Source organism: Bacillus sp. GZB, from assembly GCF_001975995.1.
In the GTDB taxonomy this organism is placed as follows: domain Bacteria; phylum Bacillota; class Bacilli; order Bacillales; family Bacillaceae; genus Bacillus; species Bacillus velezensis.
Genome location: NZ_MTQG01000016.1, coordinates 1 through 13329 on the forward strand (window position 1 = coordinate 1; position 13329 = coordinate 13329).

The 13329-nt window shown below is 45.5% G+C and carries 14 protein-coding genes, 1 rRNA gene and 1 riboswitch; of the genes, 6 read left to right on the top strand and 9 right to left on the bottom strand.

Features of this window, described 5'->3' with window-relative positions; genetic code table 11:
• Positions 1-283, bottom strand: a 16S ribosomal RNA gene (locus BXO87_RS05760); the annotation flags it as partial.
• Positions 284-649: 366 nt separating this feature from the next.
• Positions 650-750: riboswitch (TPP riboswitch) on the top strand.
• Between the two features lie 100 nt (positions 751-850).
• Between BXO87_RS05760 and thiT the strand changes: the two genes are divergently transcribed.
• Positions 851-1432, top strand: coding sequence for an energy-coupled thiamine transporter ThiT (thiT, locus tag BXO87_RS05765; protein WP_012118271.1), 582 nt, complete (start codon positions 851-853; stop codon positions 1430-1432).
• A gap of 30 nt (positions 1433-1462) precedes the next feature.
• Here the strand turns inward: thiT and BXO87_RS05770 are convergent, their stop codons facing one another.
• Positions 1463-2992, bottom strand: a complete 1530-nt coding sequence (locus tag BXO87_RS05770; RefSeq protein WP_032867221.1) for a flotillin family protein — start codon at positions 2990-2992, stop codon at positions 1463-1465.
• Positions 2993-3011: 19 nt separating this feature from the next.
• Positions 3012-3542 carry an NfeD family protein gene (locus BXO87_RS05775; protein ID WP_007410165.1) on the bottom strand — a complete coding sequence of 177 codons (531 nt, stop codon included), beginning with the start codon at positions 3540-3542 and terminating at the stop codon, positions 3012-3014.
• Positions 3543-3687: 145 nt separating this feature from the next.
• Here BXO87_RS05775 and BXO87_RS05780 point away from each other — a divergent pair, with 145 nt between their 5' ends.
• Entirely contained in the window at positions 3688-4176 is a 489-nt protein-coding gene (locus BXO87_RS05780; RefSeq protein WP_032876875.1) for a DinB family protein, read from the top strand.
• A 1-nt stretch (position 4177) separates the two neighbouring features.
• On the opposite strand, the gene BXO87_RS05785 is transcribed toward BXO87_RS05780, so the two are convergent.
• The 3 genes from BXO87_RS05785 to betB form a co-directional block, all read right to left on the bottom strand.
• Positions 4178-4759 (bottom strand): MOSC domain-containing protein, encoded by a 582-nt coding sequence (locus BXO87_RS05785; protein ID WP_038459604.1) that lies wholly within the window; start codon positions 4757-4759, stop codon positions 4178-4180.
• Between the two features lie 71 nt (positions 4760-4830).
• Positions 4831-6039 carry a choline dehydrogenase gene (gbsB, locus tag BXO87_RS05790; RefSeq protein ID WP_003152181.1) on the bottom strand — a complete coding sequence of 403 codons (1209 nt, stop codon included), beginning with the start codon at positions 6037-6039 and terminating at the stop codon, positions 4831-4833.
• A gap of 17 nt (positions 6040-6056) precedes the next feature.
• Positions 6057-7529 carry a betaine-aldehyde dehydrogenase gene (gene betB / locus BXO87_RS05795; protein WP_038459606.1) on the bottom strand — a complete coding sequence of 491 codons (1473 nt, stop codon included), beginning with the start codon at positions 7527-7529 and terminating at the stop codon, positions 6057-6059.
• A 200-nt stretch (positions 7530-7729) separates the two neighbouring features.
• Here betB and cudC point away from each other — a divergent pair, with 200 nt between their 5' ends.
• From cudC to ktrA, 3 genes are all read left to right on the top strand, one after another.
• Complete coding sequence (cudC, locus tag BXO87_RS05800; RefSeq protein ID WP_038459608.1) at positions 7730-8284, top strand: choline uptake/conversion transcriptional regulator CudC; 555 nt, start codon at positions 7730-7732, stop codon at positions 8282-8284.
• Positions 8285-8440: 156 nt separating this feature from the next.
• A complete protein-coding gene (gene bslA, locus BXO87_RS05805; RefSeq protein WP_032876869.1) occupies positions 8441-8977 on the top strand; it encodes a biofilm surface layer hydrophobin BslA in 537 nt (178 codons plus the stop codon).
• A 166-nt stretch (positions 8978-9143) separates the two neighbouring features.
• A complete protein-coding gene (ktrA, locus tag BXO87_RS05810) occupies positions 9144-9812 on the top strand; it encodes a potassium uptake protein KtrA (RefSeq protein WP_007613331.1) in 669 nt (222 codons plus the stop codon).
• A gap of 33 nt (positions 9813-9845) precedes the next feature.
• Here the strand turns inward: ktrA and BXO87_RS05815 are convergent, their stop codons facing one another.
• Positions 9846-10691 (bottom strand): glucosaminidase domain-containing protein, encoded by an 846-nt coding sequence (locus BXO87_RS05815; protein ID WP_007613332.1) that lies wholly within the window; start codon positions 10689-10691, stop codon positions 9846-9848.
• A gap of 141 nt (positions 10692-10832) precedes the next feature.
• Positions 10833-12008 (bottom strand): NO-inducible flavohemoprotein, encoded by a 1176-nt coding sequence (hmpA, locus tag BXO87_RS05820; RefSeq protein WP_038459610.1) that lies wholly within the window; start codon positions 12006-12008, stop codon positions 10833-10835.
• Positions 12009-12226: 218 nt separating this feature from the next.
• On the opposite strand from hmpA, the gene BXO87_RS05825 reads away from it, so the two are divergent.
• Complete coding sequence (locus BXO87_RS05825) at positions 12227-12868, top strand: cupin domain-containing protein (protein ID WP_038459613.1); 642 nt, start codon at positions 12227-12229, stop codon at positions 12866-12868.
• A 60-nt stretch (positions 12869-12928) separates the two neighbouring features.
• Here BXO87_RS05825 and BXO87_RS05830 read toward each other — a convergent pair whose 3' ends face one another.
• Positions 12929-13249, bottom strand: coding sequence for a hypothetical protein (locus BXO87_RS05830; RefSeq protein WP_015240452.1), 321 nt, complete (start codon positions 13247-13249; stop codon positions 12929-12931).
• Positions 13250-13329 lie beyond the last annotated feature (80 nt).

Below are 13329 nucleotides of genomic sequence, written 5' to 3' on the forward strand. Positions count from 1 at the left end.
GCCTTGGTGAGCCGTTACCTCACCAACTAGCTAATGCGCCGCGGGTCCATCTGTAAGTGGTAGCCGAAGCCACCTTTTATGTCTGAACCATGCGGTTCAAACAACCATCCGGTATTAGCCCCGGTTTCCCGGAGTTATCCCAGTCTTACAGGCAGGTTACCCACGTGTTACTCACCCGTCCGCCGCTAACATCAGGGAGCAAGCTCCCATCTGTCCGCTCGACTTGCATGTATTAGGCACGCCGCCAGCGTTCGTCCTGAGCCAGGATCAAACTCTCCGATAAAGTAGTTTGACTGACTACGCACATCGCTGTGCGATTTATTTAAAACTTTGAATTAACAGGTACGTTTTGTCTTGTTTAGTTTTCAAAGATCATTACCGCTTGTTGAAGCAGCTTTATTATCTTACCACTCAGCTTCTTTTATGTCAACAACTTTTTTTAAGTTGTTTGCGAAGCTTTTCGTTGTTGTCTGTTGTTCATCAGCGACGTTTAATAATATAACACCCTTTTGAAAATATGACAATAGTTTTTTTAAAAAAATCATTAATTATTTTCTTTAATACTTATTTCAGTTTCTCTTCTATAGAAAGATAAGCTGTCTTGTGGTTTGGCATATTTTCTTGTATAGTAAGATTGAACTAAATACTTGATGACCACAAGGGGAGCATTAAAGCTGAGAGTGAACATTTTGTTCTGACCCTTTGAACCTGTTAGTTAACGCTGGCGTAGGGATGTGGCAAAGCCAAATGATTTGCAGTTTATGCAAGCAGCGCGCGGACCTTTTCCCATCCTTCCCCGCGCTGCTTTTTTGTTTATCCTTGTTACGGTTGTCTGACCAGGGGGAAAACTATGAATCATTCAACACGGCTTGTGCGCTTAATTGAAATAGCGATTATGACCGGGGCGGCTGTCATTCTGGACATTGTCTCAGGTATGTTTCTCCGGATGCCCCAAGGCGGTTCGGTCTCTATTATGATGATTCCGATTTTTTTGATTTCATTCCGCTGGGGAGTGAAAGCCGGGCTTACGACAGGCTTTTTGACAGGGATTGTCCAGATCGCCATCGGCAATTTGTTTTTGCAGCACCCGGTCCAGCTATTTCTTGATTACATCGCGGCCTTTGCAGTTCTCGGTTTCAGCGGCTTGTTTGCTTCCGGTGTACGGGAATCGGCATTGAATAAAAAAAGAGGCGCTTTAACGATGTATGTTATAGGCGGTGTTTTCATCGGCAGTGTGCTGCGCTATGCGGCACATGTGGTCTCCGGAGCTGTCTTTTTCGGAAGCTATGCTCCGAAGGGCACGCCGGTATGGATTTATTCGTCCGTCTATAACGCGACTTATATGATTCCTTCTTTTATCCTTTCGGCCATTGTCCTTATCTTATTATTCATGACTGCGCCGCGGCTTCTTGAAGCTAAGCGGACGAACTGAAACAGCAGGCGGTTTACGCCTGCTGTTTTTTTATTCCGGGCTGTGCCGTTCGTTCGAATCACTCAGTTCTTTTGTAAGTTCATTTATACTTTGTTTTATGTTTCCTTTGCCTGAAAAATTCTCAATAAGCTCTTTTACATTGATTCCGGAAGATGCTTTTAAGCTTTCCTGAAGACCAGCCATTAAATTGGTTGCGTAGCCTGTGACTTTATTGGCCCCGCCGTTTTCACCGCTTCCTCCCGTATCAACGACGGTTATTTTATCAATGTTGGAAAGAGGCGCTGAGACTTGCTTCGCATATTCAGGCAGCATTTTCACAATCATATCAAGGATTGCAGCCTGCCCGTATTTTTCGAATGCTTCGGCGATTTTTTCTTTAGCTTCCGCTTCTGCGAGACCTTTCAGGCGGATGACTTCCGCTTCGGTTTCTCCTCTCGCCTTTTCAGCCTCCGCTTTAGCAAGACCGTCAATTCTCACGCGTTCCGCTTCCGCCTTGGCCATCGCTTCGATACTGTACTGCTCGGCATCCGCTTCCGCGAGCTGCTTCGCTTTTGCGGCTTCGGCCGCTTGTTCCACCGAGTAACGGTCGGCATCGGCTTTTTTCTTCACTTCAGAGTCATATTGGCGCTCACGGCGCAGAATTTCTTTTTCCTCCAATTCAATCTGCTTTTGCCGCTCAATAATTTTAATTTGCATTTCCTGCTCTGTCACCTGCTGGCGGGCTTTTGCTGTTTCAAGATCATATGCCTGGTCGGCATTGGCTTTTGCTGTATCCTGCTCTCTTCTGTATTCCGCCATTTTCAGCTGATTGATTTTTTCCGCTTCAGCTATTTCCGTCGCCCGCTCCAGCTCTGATTTTTTTGCGTCTTTATCAGCGGCCGCGCGTTTAATCCTCGTCTCTTTATCCGCTTCTGCCGTGGCAATGTCCGCATCCCGCTTGACTTGGGCGATTCTCGGCTTACCTAATGATTCAAGATAGCCGTTTTTATCGCGGACGTCTTTAATCGTAAAAGAAACGATCACGAGCCCCATTTTAGCAAGATCCTGAGACGCGACCCGCTGGACTTCCTGAGAAAACTTTTCCCTGTTTTTATAAATCTCTTCAACGGTCATGGAGCCGAGGATGGAGCGCAGATGGCCTTCCAGCACCTCCCGCGCCTCCTGCTCACGGTCTTCCTTAGATTTCCCCAAAAATTGTTCAGCTGCTGTTGCGATTTCACTGATAGAGCCTCCGATTTTAATAATGGCGGTTCCGTCGGCCATTACCGGCACGCCTTGCTCTGTATAGACTTCGGGTGTAGAGACATCAAGTTTGCTTGACAGTAAACTGAGAGGTTCTGCCTGCTGGAATACCGGGAGCACGAACGTTCCCCCGCCCCGGACGATTTTCAGACGATTTCCGCCTTCATCAATGTGGACGTTCTTATTTCCCAAATAACTTCCGGTCACGATAAGGGCTTCGTCCGGCCCCGCCGTCCGGTACTTCGTAATAAATACAGCAATAAGTGCGATGAGTAAAAAGAATACGATTCCGATAACGATGATAATCGGCATAGTCATAACAGTTCCCCCTTAGATATCAGATTGGTTCATGCGGCGTCACAAAAAGCACTCCGTCTTTCACGTCAATCACTAATACGGCAGTTCCGTACTTGATCTGTTCTTGATCAAAGCTGACGGCTGATTTAGAAATGGCGCCCCCTATTCCCTCTATGATCACTTCTCCATAGCCGTCTTTCGGGACGGAAGTAATGACCCTGCCGACTCTGCCCTTTAAATCCGTCTCCCGATAAGCGAGCGATTCTTCCGCTGATGAAAGCGGGACAAGGACGAAGAAGTGAAGCAGGCTGACCAAAAGAACCGAAAGAACAAATGAAAGCAACGCAATGACAGAACTTGATAGCGGAGCGGCGATTTCGCCGATATAACCTGAGGCTGAAAAGATTGTTAAAAAAGACAGAATCAATGCAGGGTTTAAAAATGAAACAGGAATGGCTTCCGAGAGGCCGTGAAACACATCTTGAAAAAACAGAATCAAAAGCGTGAGACTTCCCGAAATAATCAATGTGTAAAGATAGACCGTTTCAAGCGGCAGATGAAATATGTCCACATTCTATCCTCCTTTCGGCCGAGGTGTGGAGTGTTACTTTATATACGGATGTAAAGGTGAATGGTTTCAATTTTCTGATAAGTGAGGCTGATTACATGATTATCCAATCCGGATATGATATGTTTACTCTAAAGGAGGAGATAGGATGAGCATTTTTAATGAAGCAAGACAGCAGACCTGGGAAGAACTGAAAGGACTCTCTGATGAGGAATTCAACCGAAAGCCCGCGGCTGATGAGTGGAGCGTGCGGGAAGTCCTTGACCATTTAAAGAAAATTGACGAAACAGCGCAGACCCTTTTATCAAAGCAGGCAAAAGACGCACCGTTAAAAGAAATAGAAGAACAACCGATGGAGTTTATAGAGGACAGAACAAATAAACGGCCGGCTCCGTCACACCTCGAACCTGAGCAAAACCGAATATCAGTCATTGAAGCAAAACAAGAATTAGATACGGCAAGACAGCAGCTGACCGCAGTTATTTCATCATTAAACGAGGAAGACTTAGAACGTGTGCTTCCGCATCCTGTTTTTCAAGAACTGACGATCCGCCAGTGGATTGATTTTATCGGCCATCATGAAAAGCGTCACATTAATCAAATAAAAGAAATCAAACAAAAAATCGAAAAGGTCTGAATCAGACCTTCTCGATTTTTTTCTTGGCGCGTGTCGGTTCATAAGAATGGAGGGTGACCGCATCGCCCGTGCATATATCACCCGGGCGTTCAACAATACAGACAATTCCTCTTCTGCCCATCGCGTGCCTCACAAACGCCGCGGCGAGTTTTGGCTGATCCGGATAAAAGGATTGAATGACTTCTCCCGGCTGAATGCACGGATCATTTTCTCCCTCGCACAACAGAGACGCACCGCTTGGAAATATCATTCTGCTTCCTTCTTTAAGCGGCGTCAGTGCAGAAAAACCGCTGATTGCGATATTAGCGCCGAGCCATTCGGGAAAGATATGAGAAATCCCCATCTTCTCCGCAATGTCATCACATTCCTCCATGGACACGATTGAAATTTGTCTCCGGTTAAAAATTTCTGTTCCTCTTTCATACATCGGCTCACGCGCGCCGGCCTTTTTTGTCAGTCCGAAATGCAGGTCACCGGGAAACCCGCCGTATTCCGCACGAAGCTTGTCCATCTTTTTGGTAACAAATTGTTCGGTATCCGCTATATATACGCCTTCCGTCTTTGCTGTTATGCGTTTCCACATCAGCCACCACCGCCTTTTTCTTGACATTATCCTTAAAAAACCCCGCTCTGTAAAGGAGCGGGGTTCATTTATTATACCGTTTTCGGCGTTAAGTCGAAGCAGCGTTTGTAAATCCAGTTGTATGCTTTCTCATTCAAATCTCTTGGATTTCCGAAAGTTTGCGGATCTTTCATAGCTTCTTTTGATAAACGTTCAATCATGTCCGGAGACACACCTTGTTCTTCTAAACTCGGTACCTCTAAATCTTTCACAAGATCATACATCCAGTTGACGGACGCTTTTGCCGCCTCTTCGGTTGTCATGTTGCTTGTATCGATTCCGAATGCTTTGGCGATGCGGGCGAATTTTTCCGGATAGCCTTTCCAGTTGTATTCCATTACCGGCCCCATCATAGCCGCGACGCATTGTCCGTGAGCGACAGGGATGATGCCGCCGAGCGTCTGGCTCATCGCATGCGCCGCGCCTGCTGATTCACTGCCGTATGAAAGGCCGGCAAGCATCGCCGCCTGCGCCATGCCGTATCTTGCTTCCAAATCCTCTCCGTCCGCAAACGCGCGCTTAATATAATGCGCCGCATATTCAATGGCCATTAAAGCGACGGCATCAGTGATCGGCTGCGCGAATTTCATCGTATAGCACTCGATGGCGTGCGCAAGGGCATCAATACCTGTCATAGCCGTCACATGCGGAGGCATGGACGTGTGCAGCTCAGGGTCAATGACCGTTAAATGCGCGGCGATAAGCGGTCCGCCCGTATTGAATTTAAATTCTCTTTCCTCATCTGTAATGACCGCCCATTGTGTGACCTCTGAACCTGTTCCCGCAGTCGTCGGGATCGTTGTCAGCGGAGGAATACGGTTTTCCAGCGGCTTTTTGCCTTCCGCGGCTTCATAATCAAGCACGCTTCCTTCGTGTGTCGCTTCTACTCCGATCGCTTTCGCTGTATCCATGGAGCTTCCGCCGCCGACAGCCACAAGGCCGTTGCAGTTTTCTTTTTTATACAGTTCTGATCCTTCGTTTACAAGACGTACAGGCGGGTTCGGCTCCACTTTGTTAAACAGGACGACTTCGATGCCCGCTTCCTGTAAAGATTCAATGACCGGGTTTGCCACTCCCGCGTTATAAATTCCCGGGTCTGTTACGAGCAGCGCTTTTGTGACACCAAGCGCTCTGACTTCACTTCCCGCGTGCTGAATCGCACCGATTCCGTGTTTAATGACTGTCGGGATTTCGAATGTATGGAATTTATGCATGCTTTCTACTTTCATATTTAATGTCATATTGTATCTCCTCCTCGTTATGCTTGAAACCAGTTCACAGGTGCAGGTTTCGTGTTGCGGTAAATATGTTTGATTTCCGTGTATTCTTCCAGACCGATTTTGCCGAGTTCGCGGCCGAAGCCCGATTGTTTGTACCCGCCCCATGGCGCTTGTGCGAAATACGGATGGAAATCATTGATCCATACCGTTCCCATCCGCAGTTTGGCGGCTACGCGTTCGCATTTTTCAATATCCTTTGACCATACCGCTCCGGCCAGCCCGTAAATGGTATCGTTGGCAAGTCTGATCACTTCTTCTTCAGAAGAAAATGACTCAACTGTTAAAACGGGGCCGAAGATCTCCTCTTGGACTATCCGCATATCAGACTTGCAGTTTGAGAAAATAGTAGGTTCATAGAAGAAACCATTTTGAAGGGCGGGATCATCAGGACGTTTGCCGCCTGTTTCCAGTTTCGCCCCTTCTTCGATACCGATTTCTACGTATTTTTCGACTTTGGCCCGATGCTCGGCGGAAATCAGCGGACCGCTTTCCGTATCTTCATGAAAACCGTTTCCTAATTTGATGCGTTTCGTGCGCTTGATCAGCTCGGCTAAAAATTCATCATGAATAGCTTCGTCCACCAAAAGGCGGGACCCTGCCGAACAAACTTGGCCGGCATGGAAAAACACGGCGTTCAGCGCTTGATCTGCAGCTGTTTCGAGATCTGCATCTTGAAATACGATATTCGGATTTTTGCCGCCAAGCTCCAGGGCAATCTTTTTCACATTGCCGCTTGCCGCCTGCATGATTTTTTTGCCTGTTTCAATTCCGCCCGTAAAAGAGACCAAATCGACGTCGAGGTTTCTCGCCAACTCGTCGCCGACAGAGGCGCCCGGCCCCAGGACGAGATTGGCGACCCCTTTCGGAATACCGGCTTCTTCTATTAATTGAAAGACTTTAATGGTTGTCAGCGGAGTAATCTCGCTCGGCTTTAAAACGATCGTGTTTCCGGCCGCAAGAGCGGGAGCGATTTTCCAGCTCGCCTGAAGGAGCGGATAGTTCCACGGCGTAATTTGTCCGCATACGCCAATGGGCTCTCTGACGATTTTACTTACGGAATCAGGAATCGGAGATGAAATGACCTCGCCTCCGTCTTTATCCGCCAAACCGGCATAATATTGAAATACATTTGCGATATCATCCATATCGGCTTTACTTTCTTCAATCGTTTTTCCTGTATCGAGCGATTCCAGCTCAGCTAATTCGTTCAGATCGCGTCTGATTAATTCCGCAATTTTCAGAACAAATTGTCCGCGCTCAAGCCCGGAAAGCACCGGCCACTCCCCTTCATCAAATGCTTTTCTGGCTGCGGCGATGGCTTTCACCGCATCGTTCCGGTCTCCTTCGCATACCGTTGCAATTTCTTCTTGATTAAATGGATTAATGATACGGCGGGTCTGTTTTTTTTCTGCACTGATCCATTCGCCGCCGATATAAAGCGTTTTGCTCATAAAAGTCCTCCTTACCGGAAAGTAAGTTTGTTAAATAAAAATTTAATGTTTTTAACAATATTAATTTAACATATGTTTTTTTGCCTGTCAAAACCCGGTCAGTCCGTTTAGATTTTGACATTTTGTCATGATTCGTTAAGATTAAGAACATAAAGAAATGACTTAATAAATTTAAACTTCAAGAGGAAAAGAGGGACAGTATGGATGAGAATCCAGAATTCGCAGCTATAGAACAAGCCAGGGATCTTGTCATTGATTCCATTGCAGAGACGATGGATCTTTACGGAATCACACGGAGTGTCGGGATTTTATACGGAACAATGTATATGAGGGATGAAATGACGCTTGACGAAATGCGTGAGGAACTGCAGATGAGCAAACCGAGTATGAGCACAGGCGTCAAAAAGCTGCAGGATTTAAATGTAGTCAAAAAAACCTTTCACCGCGGCACACGGAAGCATACGTTTGTAGCGGAAAAAGATTTCTTTACGTTTTTTACGAATTTCTTCCCGCCGAAATGGGATCGTGAAGTTCAGGTGAATTTGTCCGCCATTGAACAGGCCCAGGCGGATTTGCAGTCCGTTTTGCTGGCCGAGAAAGGCAACGCGGAATTACAGGAAGAAGCGCGGCAGTTACATGATCAGCTTGAAAGTTCGAAAGCTTATTATCATTGGCTGAAGCGTCTCGCCGACTCGGTTCAGAGCGGGGAGATTTTTAAATTTATTCCGATAGAAACGGACGAAAAAAACGCCTGAATCAAAATCAGGCGTTTTTTGTCGTGATTTGATTATTTTTGAGAAAATATAGGAACATAACCCCATTTACTTCCATTAAAATTGATGGTAAATTTTTATAGGTATGGTCGTTCTTTTTTAAGAACAATCAGCAAATTTTTTTTAGGGGGATTTAAAATGAAACAGAAATTTTTCTCAACTGTCATGGCAAGCTTATTCGGCCTGGTTTTGCTTCTTTCTCTGCCGACAGCGTCATTCGCCGCTGAGTCAGGCTCAACCGTTCACGAGCCGGAAATGTCCACGAAAGCGACTGCTACCTTATTTGCAAAATATACAGGTGCCAGCCAGCAGGAATGGTCATTTTCTGATATCGAATTGACGTACCGTCCGAACACGATCCTGAGCTTAGGCGTTATGGAATTTACCCTTCCTAGCGGATTTGCGGCTACTACAAAAGATACAGTCAACGGACACGCTTTGCGTGAAAGACAGATTCTGAATAACGGCAAAACAGTCAGACTTCCGTTAAACATTGATTTGCTCGGCGCAGCGGAATTTAAGCTTTCTCTTAATAATAAAACATTGCCTGCTGCAGGTACATATAAGTTCCGTGCAGAAAATAAATCATTAAGCATCGGCTCTAAATTCTATGCTGAGGACACAATTGTTGTTCAAAAACGCAGCACACCGCCGACACAGCCTTGCGACTGCTAATAATTGCGAAAAAAGACCGGCACAAGCCCATCGCTTGTCAGCCGGTCTTTTTTTTGTGCTGTTTTCTTTCTTCCGGCCCGCGCATTGACAAACCCTTGAAACAGGAGTACATTCTTGTTTGTTGTATTTGGAGTGACGAAAACAGTTTCTTAAGGAGTTATGAGGATTGGGAAAAATCAAAAATAAACAATTTGCCGTCATCGGACTCGGCCGTTTCGGCGGAAGCATCTGTAAAGAGCTTTTTAAAATGGGGCATGAGGTGCTTGCGGTCGATATCAGCGAAGAGCGGGTCAACGCATACTCCTCTTATGCCACGCATGCTGTGCGGGCAAATTCAACGGAAGAAAGCGAGCTTCAGTCGCTCGGCATCAGAAATTTTGAATATGTCATCGTAGCAATCGGCGCCAACATTCAGGCAAGCACGCTGACGACGCTGTTATTGAAGGAGCTGAACATCCCTAATATTTGGGTGAAAGCGCAAAACTATTATCATCACAAAGTGCTTGAAAAGATCGGTGCTGATCGTATTATCCATCCCGAAAAGGATATGGGCGTGCGGATTGCGCAAAGCCTTTCAGATGAAAATGTCTTAAATTACATTGATTTGTCAGATGAATACAGCATTGTGGAGCTTTCAGCCACGAAAAAGCTGCATTTAAAATCCATTCTTGATCTCGGCGTCCGGGCCAGATTCGGCTGCACCATTCTCGCCTTGAAACATAATGGAGACATTCAGCTGTCCCCTTCTCCGGAGACTGTCATTCATGAATGTGACTGCCTTGTGCTGATGGGGCATAAACGTGATATTAAAAGGTTTGAAACTGAAGGAATGTAAAAAAGCCGGCGGGCTGCCGGCTTTTTTTGATGCTTATGTTTCTTCACTTAACTGGACGGCGGTTTGGTCAACCCAGCCGATCAGCTCATCTTTCACTTGAATTTGGTACCAGACGGATTCTCCGTTTTGTTTTTCAGATACGACTTTAATATGCTCGCCGGTAAACTTTTGCGCCGATGCCAGTTTAATAGAATGCCGCTCTTTTGACGGCTTGGACCACACGTCTTCAATGGCGTGGTCTTTGATGGCGCCTTTCATATCAACTGCTTTAAGAGAGGCATTGATTTTGTCATATTCATTCAGGTTATAGGTTTCTATGACATCTTTAATTTTTTCAGCATAGCCGGGGTCTGTGGCGTAGCCGGATTTTTGAAGGGCAGCCGCCGCAGTTTTATAATTGTCCGCTTCAATGACGGGCTTGTACTTCTTTTTATTCCAAGACGTTCCGTTGACAAATAATTTGGCATGGTCATCCATTGATTCAAAAAACGTGCTGTATTTACGGAATTTTGCCCGAATCGTTTTTCGTTTTCCTTTTTCAAATTCATCCGTTTTCATCGTGACGTGTTTTCCTTTATAATCACCTTTTACACCGAACAGGTTGCGCGCTTTCCCCGCAAGCTCACTGTTCCCCCAGTCCGATTCGAGAATGGCCTGTGCGAGGGTGATGCTCGGAAGGACATGATATTTCTCATATAAAATTTGAGCATGCCCGGAAAGGCTGTCAATAAAGACCTGCTGCTCGTCCACCTCTTCAGGCGGTTTTTCTTCCGTCACTATGAATTTCGAAAACACCATTGATACCAGAAATAATCCGAATATAAGAGATACAGCAAAAAGGCACCCAAGCACCCTTTTGGTCTTTGCTTTCTTTTTCATATCAACCTTCCTTTAATTCCGGAATCACTAGATTTATAATTTTACTGGTCATTGATGAAAATTTCAATAAAATAGGGAAAAAGACGGAGAAAGAACACATTGCGCAAATAAAAAAGACTCCTCTTTGAGGAGTCTTTTTTGTTATGCCATGCTCAGCTGAGGGCCAAACAATTCATATTGAACGGAATCAGAGTCAAACCCGAGTGCAAGAATCATGTCTTTCATTTGCGTCATAAACTGCGCTGATCCGCACAAGTAAAATTCAGCATCTTGATTCAGATGAAGCTGCTCCAGGAAGGTTTGATCAATCCGGCCGCTGTAAAAAGGCTTGTCTCCTGAGCGGTCTTGTTCTGCCGGTTCACTGTATACATAAATGACGTTAATATTCGGATGATTCTCCGCAGCTTGTTCAGCCTCTTTGCGGAACGCGGCGTACTCTCCGTTTTTCGCGGCATGAATAAAAGTAACGGAACGCTCCAGCTGTTTTTCGGCGGCTGTTTTCAGCATGCTCATCATCGGCGTGATTCCGGAACCGGCACTGATAAGAACAACCGGTTTTTCGGCAGAAGACAGCTTGAAATCCCCGGCGGGTGCGCTGACTTCAAGTTTATCTCCCTCTTGAACTTCATTGTGGAGATGAGAAGAAACCGCTCCGTCCTTTTTCACAGAAATCCGATATGCCCCTTTTTGAGAAGCATCAGACAGGCTGTATTGGCGAATGTGCGTATAAGGAGAATCCGCAATCCGCACTTTAATGCTGATATATTGTCCCGCTTCAAATCCAGGAAGCGAAGAGCCGTCACTCGGTTTGATATAAAATGATGTGATATCTTTGCTTTCTTTCGTTTTCTGTATAACCGTAAATTCTTTATACCCCTGCCATCCGGCTTCATTGTACATGTCTTTTTCAATGCCGATGAAAGCCTCCGCAATAACACCGTAAGCTTTTTCCCATGCCTGCATAATCTCAGGAGTTGCGGCATCCTGCAGCACATCCTTAATTGCCAGAAGCAGATACTTTCCGACAATCGGATAATGTTCCGGTTTTACACCGATGCTTGTGTGTTTATGGCCGATCTGTCTGACCGCCGGAATGATTTGTTCTAATTGATCAATATTCGCCGCAGCCGCAATGACTGCATTTGCCAATGCTGCGCGCTGAGTCTGTTTCTTTTGGTTCGTTTGGTTAAACATATTTAACAGTTCGGGATGATCTTGAAACATCAGGTTATAAAAGCGTCCGGTGATGTTTTCTCCATGTGTTTTCAATACGGGTACTGTGCTTTTGATGATGTCTATTGTTCTCTCATCCAGCATGTTAATCCTCAACCCTTCTAAAGATGTATTTTCAATATATCTTTATAGTAAGAGATATTTTGAATAAAAGATATATTTAAAATGAATCTTTAAAAAAGTCGTCACAATATTGTGTTGGATTTGGAATTTATGGATTTCACCTCCTTTTTTTATCACCCGGTGAAACAGGGACACATATATTTGGGAATATACGTTTAAAGATGAAAGCGGGGGAGTGCATGGTTTCCGATATCGATTACACGTCTCCGAATACACAGTTCACTTATGATGTGAATGAGAGCCGTTTTTTTACGAAAGATGCTCGGAACTTTATCAATGTATTGGGGATTAAACAGTTAAACACGCTTGAAAATATTTCATTATTAGATATCTTTCTGAGCAAAACAAATGTGATTGAACCGCATACCCATCAAAATGCCGCTGAATTGGTGTACTGTATTTCGGGTTCCGCGGTGGTGTCGATGCTGAATCCGTTCACCCAGAAAATACGGAATTATCCGATCTCTTCAGGACAAGTGGCGAATGTTCCGCAGGGGTGGTGGCATTATGAAGTCGCCACTTCAGACAGAACCCACCTTTTGGCCATATTTGACGCCCCTTCGCCTGAAGTGATATACGGCTCGGATATTCTCCGTCTGACGCCGCCTGAGATCATGGCGCATACGTACTGTCTGAATGAGCATGAGTGGGAAAAAGCCGTTTCCCCGATCCGGCAATCAACTGTGATAGGTCCCGATAAATACTGCGGACAGACTGAAAACACGGGTATTCATGATATGAATACGCCTTATCAGCCAAATACGCATTATCCGAATGATCCGTATCGGCATTATGATACGCCGTTATATTGGGGATATTAAACGGAGAGCCAGAGCGGCATCGACAGAAAGAGCCCCTCATTGAAGAGGGGCTCTTGATCATTACGGTCCGGTTCCGCAGCTTACTTTGTACTCGCCTTCGGACGATTTTTTTGAATAACATACGTGCGGCGTCTGTCCGGTATCATCTTTCCAATTGAACCAATTTACATAATAAAGGTTCCCGGCCTCTCCGCCGCCTTCTTCTTTTCGAAGAATCGCAAAGTAGCTTTGATACGGATATCCTTTTTTATAAATGTCATGCCTGATGGCTCCTTTTTCTGAAGCAGACGTGAAGACGACGGGAGAAAGAGCCGGGAGCGCTGTTAAAAGAAGTGCCAGTGCCGCTGAAAGAGTTAGTAGAAGATAGATTTTCTTTTTCATTTTCTCTCTTTCCTTTATTTTGAGTTGTTAGAAATGAAGCAGAACATAGAGGCTGCCGCAGAAGATGAAAAAACAAAAAA